The organism is Sphingobium sp. AS12 (genome assembly GCF_019097845.1).
In the GTDB taxonomy this organism is placed as follows: Bacteria; Pseudomonadota; Alphaproteobacteria; order Sphingomonadales; family Sphingomonadaceae; genus Sphingobium.
In genome coordinates this window covers 1-26,506 of record NZ_JAHRGM010000067.1, presented here as the reverse complement: position 1 = coordinate 26,506, position 26,506 = coordinate 1, and the positions used below count along the sequence as shown (strand labels likewise).

The following is a 26,506-nucleotide window of genomic DNA, read 5'->3' as shown; positions in this document are numbered from 1 at the left end:
CTACTCCGCCACCAAAGTCACCGGCCCGATCAGCCCGGACGGCCGTAGCGGTGCGTCCGGCATGTAGGTCGGCGCGGCGGTGAAGGTCACCTTCTGCGCGCCGGCTTGCTGATCGCCGATCAGGCGATTGACCCACAGATTGGCAACCTTCACCTCCAAAGCGTTATCGCCGCGCTTGACCAGCTTGCTGATGTCGAGCCGATAAGGGGCCAGCCAGACCGTGCCTGCGGCCTGTCCATTGACGCTGACCTGCGCCAGATCGCCAACCTTGCCAAGGTCAATCCATAGCGGCGCGCCAAGCTTAACCCCCTTTGGCAGGGTGAAGCGCGTGGTGTAAGTCGCGGTGCCAGAGAAATATTTGACCCCCGTATCGGCGCTTGCCTCCAGCGGCGTCAGGGTCGGCATCTCGACGCCCTGCGGCGCGCCACGTCCCGGCTGGAAGCGGACGCTCCATGGGGTGGCGATGCTCCCGACCGTCTTTGCGATCCTCGCCGGAACCGTCATCGACAGCGCTGCGGCAGGCGTGCGGAACAGGATGAAGAAGGCATCCTCCGCCGCAACGTCGATCGGTATCACCGTCTCGCCGCCCTCGGTGCGATAGGAGACAGGCTCTGCCTTGCCATCGGTCGCGCGCCAGATCTCGGGCTGCTTGCCGGTCACACGGAATCGCGCCTCGATAGGCACGGCCCGGTCGGTGCGGTTGTTGACGAAATAGAGATCCCCATCGGCAAGCTTGCGATGGACGAAGCGATAATCTTTGTCCGCCCCGCCCTGCGTCACCCGGAAATCTGGACCGACACCGGCGCTGGCCAGTGCGCCCTCGACATCGCGGCTGGCGATCACCCGGCCCTTGCCGGTCGCCCCGCTACTCCACAGCTTTTCGACCAGCGCCTTGAATGCCGTTGCATCATCCTTCAGCCCCGGCGTGCGTTCGGGGGCCATACCGATCAGCGTCGCCCCGGCATCGACCAGCGCGGCGATCCGCTGGAGCGTGGCGAGCGTCATTACCCGGCTCGTACCGCCCAGATAGAGCGCCCGATACCGCGCGCCGCTGGGCGCAACCAGTTCCCCGCCATCGACCGTCAATGTCTTCGCCACTATGTCGGCATTGACGAAATCATAGGCGTAACGGGTCGGCAGGTCGGTCGGCACGCCATGTTCGAACAGCGACGTGATCGGCGTATCCTCGCCATAGAAATAGGCGACATCGGCGCTGTCGCGGCCCTGCTGAAGCAGGAAGCCGGTGCGCGCCATATAATCGACCCAGGGCTTGGCCATCTGCGCCCAGCTTTCATGGCGGTTGAAATATTGCCCGAATATCATCAGGCTAAGCCCCGGCAGCTTGTCATCGACCGGCTGATGGACCGACGTATGGACGATCGGCCGGTTGACCCCCGACGCAAACTCAAGATCGATCACCCGCTTCAGGTCCGAAGGCGCAAAGGCCCAGGGCGAGAAGGCCGACGTCATCGATTCAGCCGACACGATATTCTGGCTATAGATATGCGCGACCGACGCGGCCCCCTTCATGTCGCCGATCAGCGTCGGGCGCGGCGCGCCGCCGCGATTGAAGGTCCACATCGCCGCCATCGGCACGTCGGTATGGGATCGCATGGCCAGATCATCGCCCAAAACCGGGCGCGCATTTTCCAGCGCCTCGCCATAGACTTTCAGCCCCTGCTCATGCGCCACTTTCGCCACCGTGCCATAATGGGCGTCGGCCAACAGGTCAGCCAGCGTCTGGCGATAGTCATGCAGGAAAGCGTCGCTTTGCGCAGGCGATCCGACGATCGTCCCGGTTAGCGTCGGCAGGAACGGCACCGAATCATAGCCGCGCCGCGCCCTGAATTCCTCGACCATGCGCGGCGTCCAGTTGGACGCGCCGACCTCGATACTGTCGGTCAGCAGCGCGCGGATGCCCTTGTCGCCGATCCATTCGGGACCAACCGTGTCGCGATACATGGACAGATAGGTTTCCAGATAGCGGCGCACCGCGGCGGCATCATATTTGTCGACCTCCAGCCCCGTCGCTTCGGGCGTGGCGGGATGGTTGGTCTTGCCGGTCAGCGAATAGCCCATGCGGACGACGCGCCACTGGCTGCCCTTTGGCGCCGTCCAGTCGAGCGTGCCGTCTGGCCGCAGATGACTGGTCAGATCGACGACGCGGGCCGGATCGACAGCCGGGCCGCTCTGCGCCGCGCCATCGCTCAGCCTGTTATAGTCGGCAACGATCGCAAAGCCTGCCTTGGCCTCATACTGGTCGATCTTCGCTTCGGCGAACAGACGCAGGTCGCCGATCGCCAGGGTCGGCTTGGGGGGCTGAGCAAAGACATCGAACTTCATCGCACCGGGCGCGCCATCGCCAAGGCTCGGTGCCTTCACCCCGTCATTGGGGGCCAGCACCAGCCGAAAGCGACGCGCCGTCACGGGCGCAAAACCGATCGTCGTCGTCGCCTCGGTCAGCGGAAATGCGCCGATGCGTTGCCATGCGCCGTCCTTCTCCACCTCCAGCGCGGGCAGATATTCCGGATCGCCAAAGGGAGGTCGCGCATGGGGTACGAACAGGCTGGCCGACCGCACTATGACGGGCGTGCCATAATCCAGCACCAGCGTGCCGGGCCTGGCCGGATCGCCCTTTGCAACCTGCACGACACTGTCCAACTCAGTGTCGGACAAGGACGCAGCATCGACGCTCTTGCCATCGCCCTGGCTGATCGTCGGTGTCGGCAGGCTTTGCGCGACCACAGGATAAGCCAGCACCAGCGCGTCCCGATAGAAAGCGGGTTGCTGCGCCACCTCAGCGCCCATCGCCAGCGGATCGACGAATTTCGCGCTCTGGAAGCCCCCGGTCACTGAAGGCGGCGTTGCCAGCGCGCCCTTGACGCGCTGGCCACCGGCGAGCAGCGTTTCGGACCAGACCAGCTTCTTCATCGCGTCCTGCGGCTTCACCCAGGGACCGCCGGTCTCGCTCCAGCCGGGCGAGGCCGCTATGGCAAATTCCAGCCCCTTGGCATCCGCTGTCCTGACCGCATGGCGGAACGCATCCTTCCAGCCATCGGTCATATAGACCAGCCGTTCCGGCACGATCTGCGGCGTCTGGAGGCTGGCGTCGAAATTCTGGACCCCGCCAATCCCGATCCGCGCCATCCAGTCGAGATCCTTGTCGATCCCGTCCTTGGTGACATTACCGTTCATCCAGTGCCACCAGACCCGCGGTCGCGCCGATTGCGGCGGATTGCGGAAACCGTCGGCCAGATCGTCGGCGCGCAGCGGGGTTGCAAAGGCAGTGCAGGCCAGCAGCGCGGCGAGGCGGAGGGCTTTCGACATGGTCTGGATTCCTTGGGGTCAGGGACGCTTAGACAGAAGGCCGCGCGCCTCCATCCAGGCGAAAAATTGCGGCATCAGGCCCATGGTCGTGGTGCCGGGCTTACCCGCGCCAAAGCCATGGTCGCCCCGCTCATAAGCGTGCAGTTCAACCGGACGACCCGCCTTGCGCCAGCCTTCAACAATGGCGAAACCCTGGCCCTTGAACAGGCCATCGTCCATGGCGATGGCGTTAAACATCGGTGGTGCGTCGGCGGGAACGGCAACCTGCGTCATGGGGCCGTAAATATAGCCGATGAAGGCCGGGCGCTGCTCACCCTTCCCCTCCAGCGTGGCGTTGAGCGTCGTCATCGCGCCTGCGGAAAAGCCGATCATGCCTGTGCGGGCGGGATCAATGCCCCAGGTCGCCGAGCGACTGCGCACGATTTCCAGCGCCTTGAGCGCATCCTGCGTCGCGCGCGGTTCCTCAATGGTGCGTACCGCACCGGGCTTGGCGGCGTCGGCAAAGCGCGCGCCCATGGCGCCCAGAAACGCCTTGTCGTCCCGCGGCGTCACGTTCAGCCGATATTTCAGCACGAAGGCGGCAACGCCATGGTCAGCCAGCCAGCGCGCAACGTCGCTGCCCTCGCTTGTCATCGACAGCGACATGAAGGCGCCGCCCGGTGCGACGATCACAGCCGCGCCGGTCGCCTTGGCCGGATCGGGCAGATAGGGGGTGATGGTCGGCCGCACGACATTGCGGACCATGATATTGTCCATCGCATTGGTGCCGATCGTCACCTGCATGTGCGACCATTGCTCATCCTGTCCCGCTGCCACCACAGGCTGGTCGGGATAGAGGGCGACCGCCTTGCTCTGGTCGGGTGCAGCTATGCCTTCAATCCGCACATCGGACTGGGCAAAAGCAGGTGTCGCGACGGCCAGCGTCAAGGCCAGGGGAAGCAATTTCATCGGGTCATCCTCTGCAATGTCAGGATTGTTATAAATGCGCCGAGCGACCCGCCATAGGTCAGCTTCACGGCGAGTGCGACGTGCCAGTCCACAGGAGAAAGACCTGCACGACCCGTCAAATAGGCAATCGATCCGCCGAGCGCCGCACCCGCCAGCGCAAAGGCGATCGCGCGCAGCACAATCGACCGCAGCCCGATTGCCATGGCAAGGCGCTTGCGGGCGATCAGGGCCGGAACCAGCGCGCTCATCAGCGATACCGCGATGCTCTGCGGCACGAAGTCGAACGCGAGCGCATCGGGCATTGCCCAGGACACTGCACGCCTATCCAGCCCGAACACCGCCAGGAAAAAGGCAAGGCTCAGCGTCGCATTGATGGCAAAGCTGATCCCCGCCTCACGCGGGATCGATAGGACAGGCGCGCGCATTTAGACCGCGTTGCGGCGCGCGATCGCGCCATAGACCGCCGCGCTTGGCTTGGCCGTCCGGGCGAAGGTCAGCGGATCGACGCTGTGCAGGCCAAACTTTACCTTATAGCCGAAAATCCACTCGAAATTGTCGAGCAGCGACCAGTGGCAATAGCCCTGCACCGGCACGCCGTCATCGATCACTTTTTTGAGGTCAGCCAACGCAGCCGGGATGAAGTTTTGGCGGATGCCGTCATCAGTGGTGCCAACGCCATGTTCCGACACCAGAATCGGCACGCCCGTGGCTTCATGGGCATAGCGCACTGCGCCCGCCAGCGAAGGCGCCCACACTTCGGTGCCGCCCCAATTGACGATCGATCCCTTGGGCGCGGGCAGACGGCCCTTGTCGGTCCACAGCGCGCGCTCGTAATTCTGCACGCCCATGAAATCGTCGGCCTTGGCGACGTCCAGCCACGCGCCATAAAGTTCCTGCCGCATCTGGTCGCGCAGGCTGTTCCTGCCCACCGCCTGATCGTCCATCATCGCCAGCGAAAAGCCGACGGGCAGGTCCGGTCGCACCGCCTTGATCGCGGCCTTGCCCGCCTTATGCGCGGCAAGCAGCCCCTTTTGCAGCGCAGGCAGATCATCGACCCCCGCGACATTGGCGGACAGGAATTTTGGCACGCCCAATCGCTTGGCCGCGGTTTCCAGCGTCAGCTTCTGAATTTCCCAAACCTGTGGCGGCAACATGGGCTTGAGCAGCAACAGGATATTGGGTTCGTTGAAGGTGATGACACTGTGGATGCCAGCGCCCAGCGCCCGCATCGCCCGGTCGCAATAGCGCGCGAACAGGTCCGCGCTTTCCGGGTTGGTCCAGCCACCCTGCGCACTGAACCAGCGCGGCGCGGTGAAGTGGCTCATCGTCACCACCGGGGCGAGGCCCCGCGCGCGGCAACCCTCGATCATTGCCCTGTAATGATCCAGCATCGCCTGGCTGAACAGGCCCTTTTCCGGCTCGATCCGTGCCCATTCGATGCCGAAGCGATAGCAGTTGAGACCCATAGTCTTGACGATGTCGAGATCGGTTTCCCACAGCGCAAAGCTGTTGCAGGCGTCGCGCGACGGTTCGGCAAACACGGTGGGCTGCTGGTTTTCCAGAAACCACAGATCGCTCGCGACATTATTGCCCTCAATCTGGTGGGGCGCAGTCGCCACGCCCCACAGAAAGCCCTTGGGAAAAGCCGGGTTGGCCGCCGCCTTGCGCGCACCGATTGCGGGTGCCGCCATTGCGCCAGCAGCCGCCATTCCAGCTGCCAGCATCGTCCTGCGATCCAACATCATATCGTCTCCAACTTTAATGGCTTATGTCGCGCACGAAGGCGCATATCTCGTCGGCCAGCCGCCGGTCGGCGGTGCCCAGATGCATCGGCATCGTGTAATGATTGTGGCCGGTCATGATGACCGCGCGCGGCATCGCGCCGTGACGGGCCAGCCGGTCCTGCATCAGCCCCAGAAATTCAGCCTGAAAGCGCGGCGGATCATATTGCGCACAGGCGACCAGCAACGGCAATCTGGTGGTCGCAACCGCCTCCATCGGCATCCGCTCTGCATAGAGGGCCGCGTGGCCATAATAGAGCAAATCCCGCTCATCCAAAGGGGTGTAGCCGTACAAGCCCGACAGCAGCACCGCGCCACGAACGTCCGCGTCACCCGCCAGCTTGAGGAAGCCCGCAACATGCACCGCCCCCGCCGATGTGCCGGCCAGCACGATCCGGTCAGGATCGCCGCCATGCTGCGCAACATTCGCCTTGAGCCATGCGACGACCGCCGCAAGATCCTCCGACCCGGCAGGCCACATATGATCGGGGGCGAGCCGGTAGTTGATGACCACGCCGACAAAGCCCGCCTGCGCCGCCATCCGCCCGACATTGGCGTTGGGCCAGGCTTCCGCCCCTCCCTTGTCGCCTTTCAGAAACCCCCCGCCATGGACAAAGACCAGCACCGGGGCGGGACCGCTGACGCCCAGCGGCGCGTAGATATCCAGCCGGTGGCGTTCATGCAGGCCATAGGCAATATCGCCCTGCGTCACTGGCACAGCAGCCTGAAGGGCCAACTGTTCCGCATCGAACAGCGCGCGGCATTGCGCAAGGACTTCGGGACCAAGGTCGATCCCCATGGCGGCTATTGCATGTCTGATGTTGCTCATGCGCTCTATCCTAGCCGCCCCGGTTCAAACAAACAGGGCATGGCAACGCGAAATGCGCCGCCATGCCCCCTCATCATCAGAATTTCGCGTCGAGTTGCAGGCCAACCTGTCGGAAGGACTGCGGCCCGTAGATCGCACCGATGCCCGAACCGAAATTGCTCTGCAGCAAAGAGGGTTCATGGACATTGAACAGGTTGCGTACGAACAGACCAGCCGAATAGCGCTCATCCTCGCTCCGCACGCCCACGCGGCCACCGACCGTCCAGTGCGCACGGAAGGTCTCTTCGGCGCGCGACGTGTTCTGATAACGGATGCGCGATTTCCAGATCGTATCCGCAGCCAGGAAGCCGTTGAGACCTGCTGTCAGCGGCTGCTCATATTCGCCCGATAGAGTGAATTTATAGCGGGGAGAATAGGCCAGCTGCTTACCGCCGATATTGGTGGCGTCATTGCCGATGAAACCGCCGGGATATGTCGCCTTGGTGTAGATGAAGCCAGTATTCATCGACAGGCGGTCCGAGATACGACCGAACAGATTGATTTCCGCGCCGCGGGTCTTGACGCCGTCAATGTTGGTCTGGGCGCAGACGAGCTGGGCCGTAACCGGATTGACGACACATTCCTGCGCCTGGAAATTCTTGATCTTGCTGTAGAACAGGCTGAAGTCCAGCACAGCGCCGCCAAACAGGGTCGCCTTCATCCCCGCTTCGTAGGACATCGGCACTTCAGGCTGCACGACATAAGGCAGCAACGGCGCAGTCGGCACCGCGATCTGGCCACCCTTGAACCCGCGCGACGCGGTAGCATAGGCCATCAAGGAACGGTTGATGTCATATTGCAGGCCAGTGCGCCATGAAATGCGATCGACGTTCAGGATCTGAAAGCTTTTGGAGCCGTTAGCCGCGTCGGTGCGGTCCAGCGACAGGCGGCCACCGGTGTAGCGGCCACCCAGGATCACGCGAAGGCTGTCTGTCGCGTGCAGCGTGCCCTGCCCGAACACCGCCAGCGATTCATCGGTGATTTCGTTGAGCGCACCCAGCGAATCGACCGGACGGATCACAATCCCGTTGGGCAGTCGGACCGAAATGGTGAAGCGTTCAGGCTGCTGCACCGTCTTTTGGTTCGAGTAGAAAGCGCCGACCGTATATTCGAAGGTCGAATTGCTGGGCGACGAGGCGCGGAATTCCTGCGTGAACAGACGGATTTTCGTGCCCGTCGCGCCGCTCCTGAGCGTCGAAGCCAGCGAGTCTGCGCGGTAGATATTGCCGCCCGTATTGCTCGTCTCATTCTTGCGATAGGCCGTGATGGAGGTCAGCGTCAGCGGGCCTGCGTCATATTCCAACTGGGCCGAACCACCCCAGCCCTCAAACTTGCTGCTGAATTCGTTGGCCGCGCCGAGGCAATAATTCTGATTGCCCTCGCCCGGCGTGATGCCGCAGCTGTTGAGCAATGCAGTGTTGGCCGCCGTGTTCGACAGGAAGGTGAAGAAGTCACCGCCATTTTCGGTCGATCCCTTCGACCAGTCACCCAGAAGGTTGAAGGTGAGGTCGTCGGTCACGTTCCACAGATAACGGCCACGCACCGCATAGCGGTTGACGTCGTTCCAGTCGCCCGTGGTCGCATTGCGGTTCACGCCCTGACGCAGGTTCGCCATGCCCGACACGCGCAGCGCGCTGGTGGTGCTGACGGGGACGTTGATGACGCCCTGGATCACCTGCTGACCATATTTCGAGCCAGCCGTGCCCTGATCGGACAATTCGGTACGAACGCGGCCGCTGAACTGGGTGGGATCGGGCGCGTTGGTGGTGATGTTGATGACACCGGCCGACGTGGTCAGGCCGAACAGCGTACCCTGTGGCCCTTTAAGCACTTCGATCCGCGACACGTCGAACAGGTCGGAGATGTTGGCGTTGCCCTGGCTCACCTGATCGACGACGACGCCGACCGAAGCGACGGCACCGGGCGAAAAGCTCTGCGTGCCGATGCCGCGAATGGAACCGCCACCGCCGGTATTCTGGGCCGGAGCCGACTGGATTTCCAGCGCGGGCGCGACGCGGTTCAGGTCGTTCAGATTATTAACCTGCTGCCGTTCCAGCTGCGCCTGACTGGCGACGGTGATCGAAATGGGAACCTCCGTCACCTTCTCCTGCCGCCGCTGCGCGGTCACGATGATGTCGGAATTGGCCTCCTCTGCCGCCGCCTGCGGCACCACATCCTGCGCCATAGCCGGTGCGGCCAAAGCAAAGACACTCGCGCTGGCGAGCGCCGCGATCGAAATAGTCAGTTTACGCATGGTAACTCCTCCCCTTCTTTTAATTGGGTCGTCCGTAGATATTCAGGCTTCGTCGATGATGCGGTGGCTCAATGTGCCGATGGTGCCGATGTCGACCTCCACCTTATCCCCGGCCTTCATGTAGAGCGGCGGGGTGCGCTTATCGCCGACACCGCCGGGCGTTCCCGTGGCGATGACATCGCCGGGGCTGAGCGGGGTGAAGGCGGAAATATATTCGATGACCGTGGGGATATCCCAGATCATGTCGCTGACCGGCTGGTCCTGCACGATGTCGCCGTTCAACCGGGTCTGGACACGGAGCGCGCCCAGATCAGCGATCTCGTCCGGCGTCACCAGCGCGGGACCAAAGCCGCCGGTGCCGGGGAAGGTCTTGCCCGGCGTGAACTGAATATTGTGACGCTGCCAGTCACGGGCGGACCCATCGTTGAACGCGCTATAGCCTGCCACATAGGCCATTGCGTCGGCGGCTACGACCTTGTGGCAGGGCTTGCCGATCACGACCGCAAGTTCGCCTTCATAATCGAAACGCTCGGTCACGGCGGGTTTCACCATCGGCTGGCCATCGGCAACCAGGCTGTCGGCGTAGCGGACGAAGATGGCGGGATGCGCCTTCTGCTCGCGGCCGGTTTCCTTGACATGCTCGGCATAGTTGAGACCGACGCAGAGGATTTTGGCGGGATCGGGAATGACCGGCAGCAGCACGACATCGGCAGCGGCGAACGATGCGCCATCGGCCAGCGTAGGCAGGCTTCCATCGGTCAGCGCAGCCTTCAGGCTCGGCACGGCATCGCTCGCCAGTTCGACGATGGTTTCGCCGTCCAGACGACCGAAGCTGGCGGTGCCGTCGGGACGGCGGAAGCTGACGTAACGCATTAGATATTTCCCTCTGTCAGGACGTCCAGCGATCTGGCTTCCCAGTCGCGGCGATGGCGGAATTTTTCCTCGGCGGCGCGCAGACCATCGAAATCTTTGTCGGACATGCCCCACTGGTCGATCCGCTTGGCGGGCCAGGTCCAGTCGTCCGGTGCGCCCGCCTGATAATCGTCGGGCACCTTGTTCACGGCGGTCGAAAATTCGATGACCGGGCCGAACGGGGCAATGAAATAGGCAAACACATTGGCGCCCGGACCATGGCGCCCCGGTCCCCAGGCCGGGGCCATATTCTGGTCACGCAGGCGACCGATACCGCGCATCACCGCGTCCAGATCTTCCATCTCGAACGCGATATGGTTCAGGCTGGAAATGCCCGCGCGGGCAAAGGCGGTCGAATGGTGCGAGTCATTGCAGCGCACGAACACCATGCCCTTGGTCCGGTCCGACACGCGGAAGCCCAGCGCATCCTCGACCAGATGACCGGTCATTTCCGCGTCGATGCTGTTGAACACGACATGGGTCAGCTTGACGGGCAGGTCATGCCCCTCGATCGGTGCGACTTCGTCGGCATCGACCAGAAAGCGCAGCAATTCACCCTCGACCAGTTCGACGATGACACCATGGCCGCCGCCCAAATCTTCCGAAACTACTGGCGCGGCAACCAGCCCGGCTGCGGTCACCGATCGCTTTAGCTGCTCCAACCGATCGGTGGTGCAGACGAAGGTGGTGGACCGCACATAGCAGTCCGCCGATTCCTTCAGCGCGATCAGATAGGGGAAGCTGCCCGACCCGCGCAGATAATGGGTTTCCCCCTCGACCGCCGCCGGGGCCATGCCCCAGATATCGGTCAGGAAGGCGGCCGCCTTCGCCGCGCCGGGCAACGACAATTCGATGCTGCGCAACTTCATTTCACGTCTCCATGGGTCAGGCCGGCGGCCAATATGCCGGCAATGGCGCAGGCTTCGTCACAATCGCCGGTGTCGCCGCTGATCCCGACGGCGCCGATCACCGCGCCTTCCAACTCACGGATCAGGACGCCGCCGGGTGACAGAGCAAGCTGACCGCCCGTGACGGCCACCACGCTCTGAAAGAAGGCCGGATTGTTGGCAGCGCGCCCGGCAATGACGCGGGTGTCCGCGCCCATCCCCAGCGCGCCCGTGGCTTTGGCCTTGGCAATGTCGAAGCGGAACAGGCTGGCACCATCTTCCCGCGCGAAGGCGACGGGATGCGCGCCTGCGTCCAGCACCACGACGGCGAGCGCAGGGGCGTTGTCGCCACGCGGTTGCGCAAGCGCGGTGTCGATGATCGTGCGTGCGTGGGCAAGGGTCAGTGTCATGCCGCAATCTCCTGAGCAACGGTTCCGGCGATCAGCGCGTCGCGCAGCGCAATCAGGTCCGCCGGTTCACCGGTGCCGAACACATAATGGTCGGGCCGCAGCAGCAGCGCGTCTGCGCCCCGTGCGTCGAGCCAGGCGGCGATCGCGCCGCCATCGTCCAGCGTATCGAGCGCCACAACGGTCACGTCGCTGGCAGCCTCAACGGCATGGCGGGCGAACAACCGCCAGCCATGGCCGGTCACATCGTCCAGCAATTGGCCGCCAACGCGCGGCTGGATGAAGCGTTCGCCAGCACCCGGCGTGCCGAGCGCCACGATGCCGGTCGAAATGGCGGGGATCAGGTCTGCGGCAGTGCCTTGCTGCGTCACTTTGGCCGCTTCGCGCATCTCGGCATCGCGAGCGGCGGCGGCCTGCGGGTCCAGCACGCAAATGTAGCGGCCAGCGCCTACGGCGGCAGAAATCACGGCGCGAACATGCGGGTCGCGTTCGGGCTGATAGGTGTCGAGCAGTGTAGCGGGCGCATCACCCTTGACCACCGCCGCCAGCTTCCACGCCAGATTAGCGGCGTCGCGCAGGCCGTGGCACATGCCCTGCCCGAAAAAGGGCGGCGTCTGGTGCGCGGCATCGCCGGCCAGAAAGACGCCGCCCTGCCGCCACCGCTCGGCGATCAAACCGTGAAAGCGATAGGTCGCCGCGCGCACCACCTTGTGCGGCACCCCGGAGAGGTAGGGCGCAACCAAGGCAGCGACACTATGCGGTTCCATCATCGCCTGATCATCTTCGCCGGGCAGCAACATGAATTCCCAGCGGCGGTGATTGCCACGCCCCGGCACGATCGTTGCCGGGCGCTTGGGGTCGCACATCATCACCGACAATTTTTGCAGGTCGGCCGCTTCGGGCACGCCCCACAGGTCAGGGAAGCGGACAGGACCATCGACTTCGGCATCGACGACCAGCCAGGGTTCCTCAAAGTCCAGATCGTCGAGCGCGATGCCGAGCGCCTTGCGCACGGCGCTACGCGACCCGTCACAGGCGATGACATAGCGCGCACGCGCGGTGTCGCCACCGGTCAGGTGCAGCGTCACGCCATCAGCGTCCTGCGCCAGCCCCTCAAACCCGACACCGAGTTGGACAGTCACATTGTCGTACCCGGCGAGCGCGTCGCGCAGATGCTGCTCCAGTTCGGGCTGGTAGAAGAAATAGTCGTTGGACCAGCTGAACGGCCGCGCCCGGCCGACCGTGCCCATATATTTGATGACGCCATGGTCTGCGCCGATATGCAGATGCCCTTCGGTATCGCGCATGTCGCCCGCGACCGCGTCGATCACACCCGCCGACTGGAACAGGCGCATCATTTCATGGTCCAGATGCACCGCGCGCGGCAGCGGATAGGGGTTGGCTTCCTGCTCGACCACCAGGACCGACAGGCCGCTTTTGCCCAGTAAATTGGCCGCAAAGGCCCCTACCGGCCCGCAGCCGATAATCGCAACATCGAACATGATCGTCTTTCTTGTGGCGTTATCAGGCCGTTACCGGCTCGGTGACGGGGGCTTTGTGCAGTTTGCCGCCCTGCATGATCATCTTGAGGCGGCTGGCGTCCTGGAGGATGGTGACGTCCTGCGTCGGATCACCATCGACCAGCAAAAGGTCGGCGAGGTAGCCGGCCTTCACCTGGCCCACATCCAGCCCCATCAGCTCCCCGCCCAGCATCGTCGCAGCGCTCAGTGCCTCAGCAGGCGTAAAGCCGAAGCGGGTTACGAAATGTTCGAGGTCGCGGGCGTTGCGGCCATTGGGGTTGAACGGAAAGCCATAGTCGCCGCCGATCAGCACGCGCACGCCGCGGCGCTTAAGTTCTGGCACCAGCACCGCTTCCAGTTCCAGCCGTTCGGCGGCGCTGGCCTTCATCGACGCCATATTGACATGGGGCGGTGGGGTCGCTTCCAGCGCGGCGACCGATACGCCGGGACCGGGGGCGTAGAAAATCTGGTCCTTGTGCGCGACCATCGCGTCGATCGCCGCTTCATCAGCGAAGGAGCAATGGTAGAGAATGCGCGCGCCGGCTTCGAGGGCCAGCTGGATGGCGCGGGGCGAGTAAGCGTGGGTAGCTATCCACAGACCCGCTTGCTTGGCCGCGTCGCCCGCCGCATGCATTTCCTCGTCGGTGTAGAGGATGTCGCCCGACGAACCGGGCTTCAACGCATCTTCGCCCGAAATCACCAGCTTGAGCGACTGGACGCCCTGGTCCGCGCAATAGGCGACGAAATCGCGCATGGATTGCGCCCCACGACCGTTGAACACGTCCCCGGTTTCGACGCCCTCTTCGCCTTCCGGGCTGCGTTCGAGCGTCGAGGGGACGAGGCGCGGGCCGGGGGTTTCGCCCGCTGCAATGGCGCGGGCCAGTTCGGGTTCGATATGATCGCCCAGCGCACCGGCCGAATAGGCGCTGGTAAAACCATGGTCGAGCAGCACGCGGGCATTGCGCCATGCCGCGACTTTGAGTTCGTCGGCGGGCAGGATGAACTGGTGGTAAATCTTCTCGACCGAGCTGCCCCAGGTCAGATGGGTGTGGGAATCGACCATGCCGGGCATCAGCGTACCGCCCTGCCCGTCGATCACCTTATCGACAGTGAGCTGGACAATGTCAGCATCCTCGCGCAGCACAGCCGCGATGCGGTCGCCGTCGATCAGAACCGCGCCGGGCGCAGGCGCGCTGCCGGTGCCGTCGAATATGCTGATGTTGCGGATCAGTTGCCGCACGGCGCGCTCTCCCGAAGCCTCTATGTTGAAGCGCCTTATGCCGCAATTTGATCCACAACAAAAATAATGATTTTTGGCAATGTCATAGCGTGGAGCTATGGATAAGCACATCGAGCAGCGCCGTGCCCAGCCGCGAGAGCCGTCGCCCGGCCACCTGCCGGACACCGATCGCGCGGGGAAATTGCGCTTCCTCTATCGGAATTGCGCGCAGCACCCCGATCGTCAGTTCCGCCGACGCGACCTGCATCGGCAATATCGTCACGCGGCGGCTGCCCCGCACCAGCGCCTTGGTCGTCAACAGGGAATCGCAGCGGATGATGTCCTGCGGCGCTGGCACGTTGGCGGCCATGAACAGCGCGTCGATCTGTCGGCGAAACGCGCCGCGCGCTTCGGGCAGCACCCAGCGCATCGCCCTCATGTCGCGCAGGGAAACCCGCGCGGGCAGATGATCATTCTGCCGCCCGACGATCAGGGCGAAAGGATCGCGCGAGAAGGTGCGTTCCTCTATCCCCTCCGGCGGTTCTTCTATGCCGGTGGTGACGAAGGCCAGTTCAATCTCGCCCCGGTGCAGCATGGCCGCGAGATCATGGTCGGGCCGCTCCACCACATGGAGCGCGAACTGGCCGAATTGCTCCTCCAGCCGCCGGACTGCATCGGGCAGCAGGCTGACCAGCGCGCCGGGCGTGCCACCCACGCGCAGCGGCCCGGCGACGCCCGCACTCGCCAGCTTCACCTCCGCCTCCGCATCGCGCAGCAGGCTGTCGATCGATTCCGCCCGCCGCAGCAGTGCTTCCCCTTCCGGCGTCAGCATGATGCCGCTGCGCGAGCGTTCCAACAGGGACACGCCCAGCGTCTGCTCCAACTGGGCGATGGCGTTGGATACGGACGGCTGCGATATGTTAAGCAGGCGCGCGCCGCCGCTGATTGAATTGCTGCGCACAACGGCCAGGAAGGTGCGGATGGCGCGCGGGTCGATCATTGGGCGATGATCTGCGCAAACATCGCCGGATCGACATTGCTGCCCGACATGACGATGACGCTTGCACCCTCACACGATGGGGCAAGCCCCGCCAGGATGGCCGCCAGCGCGACTGCGCCGCCCGGCTCGACCACCAGCTTGAGCGTCGAGAAGGCAAAGCGCATCGCGTCGCACACCTGATCGTCGCTGACGGTCAGGCCATCGGTCACCAGCGCCTGCATGATCGGCAGGGTCAGTTCGCCGGGGCTGGGCGACAGCAAGGCGTCGCAGATCGATCTTGCGCCGGGGACGACCTGTTCGCGCGCGCCGCTGACCAGCGACCGGGCGGTGTCGTCAAAGTCGCGTGGTTCGACGCTGTAGATGGCGGTGTCGGGTGACTGGGCCTTTACCGCCGTTGCGATTCCGGCCGTCAGGCCGCCGCCGCCACAGCAGACGAGTATCTGCCCGACGGAAGCGCCCGCCGCTTGCGCCTGCGCCATGATTTCCAGTCCCGCCGTCCCCTGCCCTGCGATGATGAAAGGATCGTCGAAAGACGGCACGATGGTCGCGCCGCGATCGCCTGCCAATTCGGCCGCGATTGCTTCGCGGCTGTCGCGATGGCGGTCATAGGTTACGACATCTGCACCCAGCGCGCGGGTGTTGGCCAACTTGATCGCGGGCGCGTCAGCGGGCATCACGATAGTGGCCGGGATGCCGAGCAAGCGGGCGGCGGCGGCCACGCCCTGGGCATGATTGCCCGATGACCAGGCGACGACGCCCGCCGCGCGCTCAGCTGCGTTCAGCCGGGCGAGGCGGTTATAGGCGCCGCGGAATTTGAATGATCCGGTATGTTGCGCGCCCTCAAACTTCAGGAAAACCCGGCGGCCGACCAAAGCGTTCAGTGCCGCATTTTCCAGCAAGGGCGTGACGATGGCGGCGGGCGCAATGATGCGGGCGGCGTCGGCGACGTCATGGGCGGTGATGGCGAAAGGCGCATTGGACATGGACTGATCCCCCTATTGCTGCCGGTCTAGAACGGCAAGCCGAGCGGGTGAAGGGCCATTGCCGCCGGACTGGAGCCGGGGACCAACGGGAAAAGCCGGACTTCGCTGCTGCGCGAAATCCGGCCTTTCTGGAAATATGGTGGAGCCTAGCGGGATCGAACCGCTGACCTCGTCATTGCGAACGACGCGCTCTCCCAGCTGAGCTAAGGCCCCGATGTGCGCGGCTATAGGCGAGGGAAATCGGGCTGGCAACGGTCTTTTGCGCAAAATATTGGCCATGGGCCGCCCGATCATCGCTCAGGCCGTCGCCTTCTTCAGCAGCGCCATGCGCAGGCATTGGCAGGTGATTTCGTCACGCTGGTTGATCAGGCGATGGGTGAAAGTGACGATTCCCGCGTCCGGGCGGGACCGGCTTTCCTTCAGGTCCGTGACTTCGGATTCGCATCGCATGGTGTCGCCGATGAATACCGGCTTTGGCATGACGAGCTTGTCATAGCCCAGGTTCGCGACCAGCGTGCCGAGCGTCGTGTCGCCAACCGACAGGCCGATCATCAGCGCGAAGGTGAAGGTGCCGTTGACGAGAATCTGGCCAAATTCCGAGGCTTTGGCCGCTTCCGCGTCGAGATGGAGCGGCTGAGGATTATGGGTCATCGTCGTGAAGAGGAGATTATCCGTCTCCGTCACGGTGCGGCGGATGTCGTGGGCGATATTGTCGCCGATGGTCCACTGGTCGAAATAACGGCCGGCCATTTTGCCCCCCCTTGGGTCTAACTGTTCGATCTTCGCCCATATGAGCGATGGGATTTAATAGAAAGTTTAGCGATTACAGTTGGTTATAGCAGATGGAAGTTCGGTAGGACAGGCGGGTGATGGTATGGATGCGATCAATCATATCCGTTCGTGCTGAGTAGGGATTGAGCGAAGTCGAAATCCCGTATCGAAGCATATGGCGCGATCCTTCGATACGCCGCTTCGACTTCGCTCAGCGGCTACTCAGGACGAACGGTTGTAGAGTCTTTCCGCCTTACCCCTCCGCCTTGTCGATCTTCGCCAGCAGCACGCCTTCGCTCACCTGTCCGCCTTCGCTGGCGTTGAGTTCGGCCACTGTGCCGTCGAAGGGGGCGATGAGGCTGTGTTCCATCTTCATGGCTTCCAGCGTCAGCAGCTTCTGACCCTTGACCACTGCATCACCCGCCGCGACCGACACGGTGATGATGCGGCCGGGCATGGGGGAGAGGATTGCGCCGTCGGAGGCTGCGCCGCCTGCACCGCCGTTGGCGCGCCATGGGGCCAGCCGCCAGACCTGACCCGCCTGTGCAATCAGCGCATCCTCATGGTTGGGATCAGCCTCCCCACCGCGCGGGTCGAAAGCGATGGTGACGGTCTCTCCGTCGAGCAGGAAAGGCGCCTCCGCCCGCACCGGCGCGTTGAGACGGAAGCCCGCCAGCACCCCGCCCGGCGTCAGCGCAGCCGCCGCGTCGGCCAGCGCTTCGGCATCGGGATGATGGGGCGGCATCAGCGCATCGCCTTCGCGCCCGATCAGCCCGGTGTCGAGCCGGGCAGCGACGAAATCGGGATGCTCCAGCGCCTTGACGAGGAAACCGGCATTGGTCTTGAGCGGCCAGATGGCGGTATCGTCGAGCGCAGCGGCGAGGGTTTCGCGGGCCTCATCGCGGGTCTGACCATGCGCGATCATCTTGGCGATCATCGGGTCGTAGAAGGGTGAAATCTCCGCCCCCTGCCCCACGCCGGTGTCGATACGACAGCCTTCGCCAAGGTCGAACGTGTCGAGGCGACCGATGGAGGGCAGGAAACCCTTGATCGGATCTTCCGCATAAAGCCGGGCTTCCATGGCGTGGCCGTTGATGCTGAGCTGATCCTGCGCCAGCGGCAGCGGTTCGCCCGATGCGACGCGCAGTTGCCATTCGACCAGATCCACGCTGGTGATTTCCTCGGTCACGGGATGTTCGACCTGAAGCCGGGTGTTCATTTCCATGAACCAGATGCGGTCGGCACGCAGGCCTTCCGAACCGTCGGCAATGAACTCGATCGTGCCTGCGCCGACATAGTCCACCGCCTTTGCGGCGCGGACGGCAGCCTGGCAGATGGCTTCGCGGGTGGCGGCGTCCATGCCGGGTGCGGGCGCTTCCTCGATCACCTTCTGGTGGCGGCGCTGAAGCGAACAGTCGCGCTCGAACAGGTGGACGACATTGCCGTGTGTGTCGCCAAAGACCTGCACCTCGATATGGCGCGGGTTGGTGACCCATTTTTCGAGCAGGACATGATCGTTGCCGAAGCTGGATGCAGCCTCGCGCTGGCAGGAGGCGAGCGCGTCGGCAAAGTCTGCGGGGGCATCGACCTTGCGCATTCCCTTGCCGCCGCCGCCCGCGACCGCCTTGATCAGGACCGGGTAGCCGATCGCGTCAGCCTGCGCTGCGAGAAAGGCGGGCGACTGGTCCGCGCCGAGATAGCCGGGCGTGGTGGGGACGCCGGCGTCCTGCATCAGCTGCTTGGCGGCGTCTTTGAGGCCCATGGCGGTGATGGAGGACGGATTGGGACCGACCCAGATGAGGCCTGCGTCGATGACCGATTGGGCGAACTCGGCGTTTTCGCTGAGGAAGCCGTAGCCGGGGTGGATCGCCTGCGCGCCGGTCTGCTGGGCGGCGGCGATGATGCGGTCGCCCAGCAGATAGGATTCACGCACCGGCGACGGGCCGATATGGACGGCTTCGTCAGCGGAGCGGACGTGGAGGGCTTGTGCGTCGGCGTCGGAGTAAACGGCGACGGTGCGGATGCCCATCGCGCGCGCGGTGCGGATGATACGGCAGGCGATTTCGCCGCGATTGGCGATGAGGAGGGATTGGATCATGGCAGGCGTCCTTCTACCTCCCCGGAACGGGGAGGGGGACCAGCCGAAGGCTGGTGGAGGGGTTGGCGCTCACGGCACGCGGAGACAATGGAGATGACGACAGTGTCGACCGATTGCAGGACTTCTCTGGCGGGAATGCGGATTGTGTCGAACCCGCGCTCGCGCATATGGGCATCGCGGACGGCATCGTTTTTCGGTTGATCGCCGCGATTATGAACTTCGCCGTCGATTTCGATGGCAAGCCTCGCGGACAGGCAGGCGAAATCCAGACTATATGGGCCTATCGGGTGTTGGCGGCGGAACTTGAAGCCGCCGGGGCGCTGACGCAACGCGTGCCACAGTATCACTTCGGGAAGATTGCCGGAACGTCGTTCGCGCCTTGCCATCCTGATCGTCGCGGAGGTGGTGTTGAAGACCCCTCCACCACCCTTCGGGCGGTCCCCCTCCCCGTTCCGGGGAGGTATGGCGTTGTCGTCTGCGCGCGCCATCACATCCGGAACACCCCGAATTGCGCCCTGTCACCGACCGGGGCGTTGAGCGTCGCCGCAAAGGCCAACCCAAGCACATCCCGCGTTTGCGCCGGGTCGATGACGCCGTCGTCCCACAGGCGGGCGGTGGCGTAATAGGGGTTGCCTTCTTCTTCGTACTTTTGGCGGACGGGGGCTTTGAAGGCTTCGGCTTCTTCCGGCGTCCATTTAGCCGCGTCGCGGTGGACGGTGGCGAGGACGGATGCGGCCTGTTCGCCGCCCATCACGCTGATGCGGGCATTGGGCCAGGTGAAGAGGAAGCGGGGCTGGTAGGCTCTGCCGCACATGCCGTAATTGCCTGCGCCAAAACTGCCACCGATCAGGACGGTGATCTTTGGCACCTGCGCGGTGGCGACGGCGGTGACGAGTTTGGCGCCATGTTTGGCGATTCCCTCCGCCTCATATTTGCCGCCGACCATGAAGCCGGAGATATTCTGGAGGAAGAGCAAGGGGATGCGTCGCTGGCAGGCGAGTTCGATGAAATGCGCGCCCTTTTGCGCGCTTTCGCTGAACAGGACGCCGTTATTGGCGAGGATGGCGACCGGCATCCCCCAGATATGGGCAAAGCCGCAGACGAGCGTGGTGCCGTAGAGAGCTTTAAATTCGTGAAATTCGGAGGCGTCAACGATGCGGGCGATGATCTCGCGCACGTCATAGGGCGCGCGGACATCGTCGGGGATGATGCCGTAGAGATCGCTCGCATCATATTTGGGCGGGCGGGGTTCGCGTGAGGAGAGGTCCGGCTTGCGGTCGGGTTGCAGGGTCGAGACGATGTCGCGCACGATCGTGAGCGCATGATCGTCGCTGTCGGCGACATGATCGACCACGCCCGACTTGCGGCCATGCAGGTCGCCGCCGCCCAGATCCTCCGCCGTGATGACTTCGCCGGTCGCGGCCTGCACCAGCGGGGGGCCAGCGAGGAAGATCGTCCCCTGATTGCGGACGATGACGGTTTCGTCGGACATGGCGGGGACGTAAGCGCCGCCCGCGGTGCAGCTGCCCATGACGCAGGCGATCTGGGGAATGCCCTGCGCGGACAGATTCGCCTGATTATAGAAGATGCGGCCGAAATGGTCGCGGTCGGGAAATACCTCCGCCTGGTTGGGCAGGTTCGCGCCGCCTGAGTCGACCAGATAGATGCAGGGCAGCCGGTTTTCGAGTGCGATTTCCTGCGCGCGCAGATGCTTTTTCACGGTGACGGGGTAGTAGGTGCCGCCCTTTACCGTCGCATCATTGCAGCCGATCATGACCTGACGACCCGCGACCCGGCCTATCCCGGCGATCAGGCCCGCGCCGGGGACTTCATCGCCATAGAGGCCATTGGCGGCAAGCTGCCCGATTTCCAGGAAGGGCGAGCCGGGATCGAGCAGCCGCTCGACGCGGTCGCGGGGGAGGAGCTTGCCGCGTGCGGTATGCTTGTCGCGGGCGCTGGCGGAGCCGCCTGCCGCTGCGGCGGCGACTTTGGCGCGCAATTCGTCGGCCAGTGCGCGATTGTGCGCGGCATTGCTGCGGAAGGCGTCGCTATCGGGGAACAATTTGGTGTCGAGGATTGGCGCGCTCATGCCCTTGCGCTCCCGCGCCCGGTGGTGCCACAGGGTAGCCCCCTGCCCTGTTCGAGGCTGTTCATGCCCACCATCGCTCTCCTTGTCATTTCAAACCTCTTCATGACCGTCGCCTGGTACTGGCATTTGAAAGGCGGGATGACCAAGCCGCTTGTGCTGGTCATCCTGATCAGCTGGGGCATCGCGCTGGTCGAATATTGCTTTGCCGTCCCTGCCAACCGCATCGGCTTTGCCCATGGCTGGTCGGCGGGGCAACTCAAAGTCGCACAGGAAGCCATCGCCCTGGTGATCTTCGGCGGGTTCATGGTCGTAGTGCTGGGCGAACCGCTGCACTGGCGCCATTTCGCCGCCTTCGCCTGCATCATGGCGGGGGTCGCGTTCCTGTTCGTGGGCAAGCCGTGATTCACGCGTTCAACAGTTCGCGGCCAATCAACATGCGGCGGATTTCGTTGGTGCCTGCGCCAATGTCGAGCAGCTTGGCATCGCGCATGAAGCGTTCGACCGGCCAATCCTTCGTATAGCCCGCGCCGCCCAGTGCCTGCACCGCTTCGAGCGCGACCTTCACCGCGTTTTCGCTGGCCAGCAGGATCGCGCCCGCCGCGTCGTAGCGGGTGGTGCGGCCCGCGTCGCACGCCCTGGCGACGGCATAGACATAGGCGCGCGCGCTGTTGAGGGCGACATACATGTCGGCGATCTTGGCCTGCATCAGCTGGAACGCGCCGATCGGCTTGCCGAACTGCTGACGCTCGCGGACATAGGGCAGGACAACGTCGAGGCAGGCCTGCATGATGCCAAGCTGGATGCCCGCCAGCACGGTGCGTTCATAGTCCAGGCCCGACATCAGCACGCCAGCGCCGCCATTGAGCGGACCCATGATATTTTCTTCCGGCACTGCGCAATCGTCGAACACCAGTTCGGCGGTCGGCGATCCGCGCATCCCGACCTTGTCGATCTTTTGCCCGATCGAAAAGCCCGGCATGGATTTTTCGATGAGGAAGGTGGTGATCCCCTTCGATCCGTCCGCGGTGCGGGCATAGACGACCAAAGTGTCGGCTTCCGACGCATTGGTGATCCAGAATTTGGTGCCGTTCAGGATATAGTGATCGCCCTTTTTGTCGGCGCGCAGCTTCATCGCCATGACGTCCGACCCCGCGCCTGTTTCCGACATGGCGAGGCTGCCGACATGCTCACCGGAAATGAGTTTGGGGAGGTAGCGCGCCTTTTGCTCGGCATTGCCCCAGCGGCGGATCTGGTTGACGCAGAGGTTGGAGTGGGCGCCATAGCTCAAACCTATGGAGGCGGAGGCGCGGGCGACTTCCTCCTGCGCGACCACATGCTCCAGATAGCCAAGGCCCAGGCCACCGTCCGCCTCATCGACGGTGATGCCGTGCAGGCCCAGTTCGCCCATTTCGGGCCAGAGCGTGCGGGGGAACCAATCCTCCGCGTCGATCCGCCCGGCCAGCGGGGCGATGCGGTCATCGGCAAAACGGCGGGTGGTGTCGCGGATCATGTCCGCAGTCTCGCCCAGGGCAAAATCGAAATCGGTCATTGGCATCTCTCCATTGTCCCCATCCTAGCGGCTGGCAGCCCAAGAGAAAAATTGAAAGGGCGCGGCATAGTGTATAGTTTCCATCTATGATCGAACGCTATCTGCTCCGCTATTTCCTGGCCGTGGTCGACCAAGGCAATTTCTCCCGCGCGGCGGCGCATTGCCATGTGTCGCAGCCGACCCTGTCGGTCGGTATCGCCAAGCTGGAGCAGACGGTCGGCGCGCCGCTGTTCCTGCGCAGCAACCAGCGGGTCGAGCTGACCGGAGCGGGGGCGCGGCTGCTGGGCCATGCGCGACGGATCGAGAGGGAATTCAACCTGGCCGAGCAGGCAGGCGCGCGATCGGCGCAGGGCGCACCGCTGCGCATCGGCCTGCTGACCAGCATCCCCGGCGCGCTGGTGGCGCAGGCGGTGGCGGGCTGCGCACCGGGCGATGCGCAGGCGCTGGAACTGGTGCCGGGGACCGAGCGCGAGTTGCTGGCGCGGCTGGACGCGGAACGGATCGACGTGGCGCTGACCCTGGTGCGCGACGGGGCGGATCGCTATGCGGCGCGACCGATCGCGGAAGAAGGCTATGGGCTGGCGCTGCCCGCCAGCCATGCACTGGCCGGACGGGCCATGATCGCGGCGGAGGAACTGGCGGGCGAGGTGATGATCGTGCGGCGTCATTGCGAGGCGCTGTCGGCGACCAGCCGCTATTTTGTCGATCGCGGCGTGCGCCCGCATTTCGCCTTTCGCGCGACCAATGACGAGCGGGTGATGCAGATGGTCGCGGCCGGACTGGGCGTGACGGTGATGCCGATGGGCTATGGCTGGCCGGGCATGGCGCGCGCGGCGCTCAAGGACTTTGGCGCGCGGCGTACGATCGGCCTGTTGTTCAGCCCGCGGGCGCAAGGATTGAGCCAGGCGATGCCACCGATCCTGACGGCGCTGGAGGCGATAGTGGCCAATTAGCCACATGATCCTAAAGACAGGTGATGGGGCCGATTGTGCGCACTCAAGCGCCATGCTAATTGTATTCCCAGGACACAATTTCACGATGTCCGGTTCCAGGGAGAGACGCTTTGAAAGCATCCATCAATGCGCGCGCCATGTGCGCCTTGTTCGCATCGGTTTCCAGCATCGGGCTGAGCCCCCTTGTTCAGGCGCAGACCGACGGCATGGACATCATCGTGACCGCGCAGAAGCGCAGCCAGTCCTTGCAGGACGTCAGCGTCGCGGTATCCGCGGTCAGCGGGGATCAACTGGCCAATGCCGGGGTCAGCAATTTGCAGGACATCCAGCAGCTGGTGCCATCGGTCACCTTCGGCAATGATTTCAACCAGGCCAAGGTGTTCATTCGCGGCGTGGGTGCCAATACTTCGACGACCGGGTCAAGCACTGGCGTCGCGCTGCATGTCGATGGCGCCTATGTCGCCCGTGCCGAAGCGCAACTGACGTCCCTGTTCGATCTGGAACGGGTCGAAGTGCTGCGCGGGCCGCAGGGCAGCCTCTATGGCCGCAACGCTGTTGGCGGTTCGATCAACCTGATCACAGCCAAGCCGACCGCGGATTTTGCCGGCTATGCCCGCATCGGCTATGGCAATTATAATGCCATGACCGCCGAAGCCGCGGTCGGTGGCCCGATCGTCGATGCCATCCGCTTTCGCCTGGCGGGCAAGGTCGAGGCGCGCGATGGTTATGGCGGCAATCCGTTCAAGGGCGGCAGCGATGTCGATGACCTGTTCCGTTACATGGTGCGCGGGCAGGTCCATCTGATCGCGTCGGACAAGGTGGATTTCCTGCTGTCGGGCGAATATTTCCGCCAGAATGACAATAGCGGCGCGGTCCATTATCGCGGTCCGGCCTTCCCCGGCGTCCCCCGGCTGGCCCCGACCGGCACCGGCGGCTTTGCCACGAACCCGCGCGATCTGGGCAGCGACGAGCCGCCCTCGGTCGACACCACAAGCTATTCGGTCACCGGCACGCTCAATATCGAGCTGAGCGACGCATTCAGCATCGGCAACATCACCAATTATCGCGATTTCAAGACGCAACTCATTCAGGATCTCGACGGGTCGGCGCTGGTCGCCACCCTGCCCAATTCGACGTCGATCCAGACCCGCACCATCGATGCGCAGCAGTTCAGCAACGAGCTGCAATTCAAATATGACAGCGCCATCGTGAAGGGCGTTGTCGGCCTTTATTATTTCCACGAGCGGCAGCGGCCACGCGATCAGGTGGGCCTGAGTTCGACCAACGACCTGGCGTCCAACATCACCGTGCTGGCGACGCGGCCAACCTTCGTCGACAATGTCGCAGCGCCTGTGGGTTCCGTGACGCTGGCCGAAGCGCTGGCGATGTGCAACTTCCCCGCCGGGACATCGCCCAACCGCGTCTGCCTGAAATCCAGCTTGGGCACCCGCGCCTATGCCGCGTTCGGGCAGCTGAATTTCGACATGGGCGAGGCGTTTGGCCTCAATGGCGTGTCGCTGAAACTGGGTGGCCGCTACAGCCATGAGAAGGTGGACAGCGCCAACCCGTCGATCATCCTGACCGCCAACGGCAATCCCGCTGTGGCGCAGGTGCGCAAGACGACGGTCGCAGGCACTTACCGCGAAAAGACGTTCAAGGATTTCACGCCGGAAATCGGCCTGCAATGGCAGCCCAACCGCGACCTGCTGCTCTATTATACCTATTCCGAAGGCTTCAAGGCCGGGTCGGGCGAAAATGCGGCGGGCAGCACCACGATCGTGCGGCCGGAAAAGATGAAGAACCACGAACTGGGCATCAAGGCGGAACTGCTCGACCGGAGATTGCAGATCAATCTGGCGGCCTATCATTACAAGCTGGACGATTTGCAGATCAACAAGACGATCGGCGGCGGCCCCGCGGGCTTTACCACCATCTTTGAAAATGCGGCCAAGACGTCGGCCACCGGTGTCGAGGCGGACCTGATGGCCCGTCCGGTCGATGGCGTGCGCCTGCGTGGCTCCCTGTCCTACACCGACAGCAAATATGACGACTTCATCACCGTCGATCCATTGAACCCCGTCAACGTCGCGCAGGCGGGGCAGCCCGCCTACAACCCCGTCACCAATCCCGATCCGACCGCCTTTGGCGCGCCATGCGGGGCCGGTGCGCTCAACGCCAACGCGCCGTGCAACATCCAGCTGGCGGGCAACCCGACGCGCAATTCGCCGACATGGGCCTATAGCGCGGGGATAGAGGTGGACCTGCCGGTCCTGACCGAGACCGGCACGCTGACGCTGAGCGGGGACATGTCGGGCAAGAGCAATGTCTATTTCACCGAGTTCAAGCGACTGGTGGAAGGCACGCGGGCCTATACGATGTTCGACGCATCGCTACGCTGGATCGACCGGACGGACACGGTGACGGCGTCGTTGTGGATCAAGAATATCAACAACACGCTGCGCGAGAGCAGCACCTTTGCGATCTCCACCGGCCGCATCATCGGCGTCACTTATCTTCCGCCGCGCACCTATGGCATGACCTTGGGTTACAAATTCTGACCATACGCCTACCCGCGCCGGGGCGAAATGCTCCGGCGCGGGTGAACGCATGAAGGCAGTCAGGGCCGCGATAATGGACCGCGCCGCTATTTTCTGGGTGTTTCTCTATCCCTCGGTCGGCGCTTCGGCTTTACGGCGACAGGGATATCCGACTTCTGGGTTCAGGCCGGTTCAGTCGCGCAAGGATGCGAGTTCGGGCATCGCAACCCATTCGGGCCAATGTAGCACCGCTACTGGGCGCAATCTGGTGCCGACTAAGGCCTGTGGACAATTAGGGGATTCCCTTTTCCGCGCAGATCGGATTCAAGACTGGCGAAGGGAGCGCCATCTTGGATCGACACGGATTAAGCGACGAGCAGTGGGAGCGGGTCCGTCCGTTTCT

The 26,506-nt window shown here is 63.8% G+C and carries 21 protein-coding genes and 1 tRNA gene; 3 read left to right on the top strand and 19 right to left on the bottom strand.

Translation table 11 applies throughout. The features are described from left to right. From KRZ98_RS19940 to KRZ98_RS19855, 18 genes are all read right to left on the bottom strand, one after another. Nucleotides 1–3,327, bottom strand: a complete 3,327-nt coding sequence (locus tag KRZ98_RS19940; protein WP_217675000.1) for a glycosyl hydrolase — start codon at nt 3,325–3,327, stop codon at nt 1–3. 18 nt (nt 3,328–3,345) lie between these two features. Further along, the gene (locus KRZ98_RS19935; RefSeq protein ID WP_217674999.1) at nt 3,346–4,275 is read right to left on the bottom strand and encodes an alpha/beta hydrolase; all 930 of its coding nucleotides are present in this window, start codon (nt 4,273–4,275) and stop codon (nt 3,346–3,348) included. Next, the gene (locus tag KRZ98_RS19930; protein WP_217674998.1) at nt 4,272–4,700 is read right to left on the bottom strand and encodes a hypothetical protein; all 429 of its coding nucleotides are present in this window, start codon (nt 4,698–4,700) and stop codon (nt 4,272–4,274) included. The genes KRZ98_RS19935 and KRZ98_RS19930 overlap by 4 nt, the downstream gene beginning before the upstream one ends. Next, on the bottom strand, nt 4,701–6,017 hold the full coding sequence (locus KRZ98_RS19925) for a family 1 glycosylhydrolase (protein WP_217675175.1): 1,317 nt from the start codon (nt 6,015–6,017) through the stop codon (nt 4,701–4,703). A gap of 16 nt (nt 6,018–6,033) precedes the next feature. Beyond that, nucleotides 6,034–6,885 carry an alpha/beta hydrolase gene (locus KRZ98_RS19920; protein ID WP_217674997.1) on the bottom strand — a complete coding sequence of 284 codons (852 nt, stop codon included), beginning with the start codon at nt 6,883–6,885 and terminating at the stop codon, nt 6,034–6,036. Nucleotides 6,886–6,961: 76 nt separating this feature from the next. Continuing rightward, nucleotides 6,962–9,178: a TonB-dependent receptor gene (locus KRZ98_RS19915; RefSeq protein ID WP_217674996.1), complete on the bottom strand. Its 2,217-nt coding sequence runs from the start codon at nt 9,176–9,178 to the stop codon at nt 6,962–6,964. Nucleotides 9,179–9,220: 42 nt separating this feature from the next. Further along, a complete protein-coding gene (locus KRZ98_RS19910) occupies nt 9,221–10,051 on the bottom strand; it encodes a fumarylacetoacetate hydrolase family protein (protein WP_217674995.1) in 831 nt (276 codons plus the stop codon). Then, a complete protein-coding gene (locus tag KRZ98_RS19905) occupies nt 10,051–10,959 on the bottom strand; it encodes a VOC family protein (RefSeq protein ID WP_217674994.1) in 909 nt (302 codons plus the stop codon). Before KRZ98_RS19905 ends, KRZ98_RS19910 begins: the two co-directional genes overlap by 1 nt. Further along, complete coding sequence (locus tag KRZ98_RS19900; RefSeq protein ID WP_217674993.1) at nt 10,956–11,387, bottom strand: heme-binding protein; 432 nt, start codon at nt 11,385–11,387, stop codon at nt 10,956–10,958. The genes KRZ98_RS19905 and KRZ98_RS19900 overlap by 4 nt, the downstream gene beginning before the upstream one ends. Beyond that, a complete protein-coding gene (locus KRZ98_RS19895; RefSeq protein WP_217674992.1) occupies nt 11,384–12,886 on the bottom strand; it encodes a bifunctional 3-(3-hydroxy-phenyl)propionate/3-hydroxycinnamic acid hydroxylase in 1,503 nt (500 codons plus the stop codon). Before KRZ98_RS19895 ends, KRZ98_RS19900 begins: the two co-directional genes overlap by 4 nt. Nucleotides 12,887–12,908: 22 nt before the next feature. Continuing rightward, on the bottom strand, nt 12,909–14,144 hold the full coding sequence (locus tag KRZ98_RS19890) for an amidohydrolase family protein (RefSeq protein WP_217674991.1): 1,236 nt from the start codon (nt 14,142–14,144) through the stop codon (nt 12,909–12,911). Nucleotides 14,145–14,226: 82 nt separating this feature from the next. Next, the gene (locus KRZ98_RS19885; protein ID WP_217674990.1) at nt 14,227–15,123 is read right to left on the bottom strand and encodes a LysR family transcriptional regulator; all 897 of its coding nucleotides are present in this window, start codon (nt 15,121–15,123) and stop codon (nt 14,227–14,229) included. Next, complete coding sequence (locus KRZ98_RS19880) at nt 15,120–16,106, bottom strand: threonine/serine dehydratase (protein WP_217674989.1); 987 nt, start codon at nt 16,104–16,106, stop codon at nt 15,120–15,122. Before KRZ98_RS19880 ends, KRZ98_RS19885 begins: the two co-directional genes overlap by 4 nt. Before the next feature lie 137 nt (nt 16,107–16,243). Continuing rightward, nucleotides 16,244–16,319 (bottom strand) — tRNA-Ala (locus KRZ98_RS19875). 84 nt (nt 16,320–16,403) lie between these two features. Next, entirely contained in the window at nt 16,404–16,886 is a 483-nt protein-coding gene (locus KRZ98_RS19870) for a MaoC family dehydratase (RefSeq protein ID WP_368389858.1), read from the bottom strand. Between the two features lie 244 nt (nt 16,887–17,130). Further along, nucleotides 17,131–18,975 (bottom strand): acetyl/propionyl/methylcrotonyl-CoA carboxylase subunit alpha, encoded by a 1,845-nt coding sequence (locus KRZ98_RS19865; RefSeq protein WP_217674987.1) that lies wholly within the window; start codon nt 18,973–18,975, stop codon nt 17,131–17,133. Next, a complete protein-coding gene (locus tag KRZ98_RS19860) occupies nt 18,972–19,463 on the bottom strand; it encodes an endonuclease domain-containing protein (RefSeq protein ID WP_254798728.1) in 492 nt (163 codons plus the stop codon). Before KRZ98_RS19860 ends, KRZ98_RS19865 begins: the two co-directional genes overlap by 4 nt. After that, nucleotides 19,463–21,064: a carboxyl transferase domain-containing protein gene (locus KRZ98_RS19855; RefSeq protein WP_217674986.1), complete on the bottom strand. Its 1,602-nt coding sequence runs from the start codon at nt 21,062–21,064 to the stop codon at nt 19,463–19,465. Before KRZ98_RS19855 ends, KRZ98_RS19860 begins: the two co-directional genes overlap by 1 nt. A 63-nt stretch (nt 21,065–21,127) precedes the next feature. Here KRZ98_RS19855 and KRZ98_RS19850 point away from each other — a divergent pair, with 63 nt between their 5' ends. Then, nucleotides 21,128–21,466: a DMT family protein gene (locus KRZ98_RS19850; protein WP_217674985.1), complete on the top strand. Its 339-nt coding sequence runs from the start codon at nt 21,128–21,130 to the stop codon at nt 21,464–21,466. A gap of 1 nt (nt 21,467) precedes the next feature. Here the strand turns inward: KRZ98_RS19850 and KRZ98_RS19845 are convergent, their stop codons facing one another. Beyond that, nucleotides 21,468–22,613 carry an isovaleryl-CoA dehydrogenase gene (locus KRZ98_RS19845; protein WP_217674984.1) on the bottom strand — a complete coding sequence of 382 codons (1,146 nt, stop codon included), beginning with the start codon at nt 22,611–22,613 and terminating at the stop codon, nt 21,468–21,470. 86 nt (nt 22,614–22,699) lie between these two features. On the opposite strand from KRZ98_RS19845, the gene KRZ98_RS19840 reads away from it, so the two are divergent. Next, nucleotides 22,700–23,566 carry a LysR family transcriptional regulator gene (locus KRZ98_RS19840; protein WP_217674983.1) on the top strand — a complete coding sequence of 289 codons (867 nt, stop codon included), beginning with the start codon at nt 22,700–22,702 and terminating at the stop codon, nt 23,564–23,566. Between the two features lie 110 nt (nt 23,567–23,676). Then, entirely contained in the window at nt 23,677–26,124 is a 2,448-nt protein-coding gene (locus KRZ98_RS19835; protein WP_217674982.1) for a TonB-dependent receptor, read from the top strand. The last annotated feature ends 382 nt before the right edge of the window (nt 26,125–26,506 follow it).